Origin of the sequence: Siccirubricoccus soli, assembly GCF_024178315.1 — a bacterium.
Lineage (GTDB): Bacteria > Pseudomonadota > Alphaproteobacteria > Acetobacterales > Acetobacteraceae > Siccirubricoccus > Siccirubricoccus soli.
Window position 1 is genome coordinate 1 of record NZ_JAMZIK010000298.1, and the last position, 731, is coordinate 731.

A 731-nucleotide genomic window follows, 5' to 3' on the forward strand; every position below is an offset into this window, starting at 1 on the left:
GAGCCGGTGCCGGCGGCGCAGCGCACGCCAGACATGGTGCGCCTGCTCGCCCGCGCCCGGGCCAGCGCCGAGGTGGCGCAGGCAGCCGAGGCGGCGCGCGGGCCGGTTGGCTTCGAGGGGCGCAACCGGCTGCTCGCCATCGCCGCGCGGCCGGATCCCACCGGCACCATGGCGGCGGAGGTGGTGCGCGCCTTCGGCGGGCTGCGCGACCGGGCCGGGGCGGAGGAGGCCGCGCGCGTCGCGCTGGCCGCCAACCGCCAGCTCCAGCCTGCCGGCCGGCTCGCCATCGCCGCCGCGCTGCTGGAGGCAGGGCGACCGGAGGCGGCGCAATCCCTCCTCGCCGCGGCCGCCGCCAGCGGCAACCTGACGCCCGAGCAGCGGCGGCAGGTCGCCTCGCTGCAATCCGGAATCGCCGTGCGCGCCGCCGACCAGGCGAATGACGCGGGCGACCAGGCCGCGGGCTTCGAGCGGCTGCGGCCGGCGCTGCAGCGCGACCCCAGCGACCCGGCGGCCAACCTCGCCCTCGCCCGGCTCTACACCGGCGCACGCCGGCCCGCCGAAGCGGTGCGCGTCGCCGAGACCGTGCTGGCGCGCGACCCCGGCAACCTCGATGCCCGGGCGGCGGTGGTGGAGGCGGCGATCGGCGCCGGCGACCTGCCCCGCGCCGAATCCGCGCTGGCCGAGGGCCGCGCCATGGCGCCGCAGGAGCCCCGGCTGCTGCTGCTGGAGGC

General features: G+C 80.3%; 1 protein-coding gene. It reads left to right on the forward strand.

From position 1 onward, the window contains the following. A partial coding sequence (locus tag NJ376_RS28475; protein WP_252956719.1) for a tetratricopeptide repeat protein occupies nucleotides 1–731 on the forward strand: 731 nt, incomplete at both ends.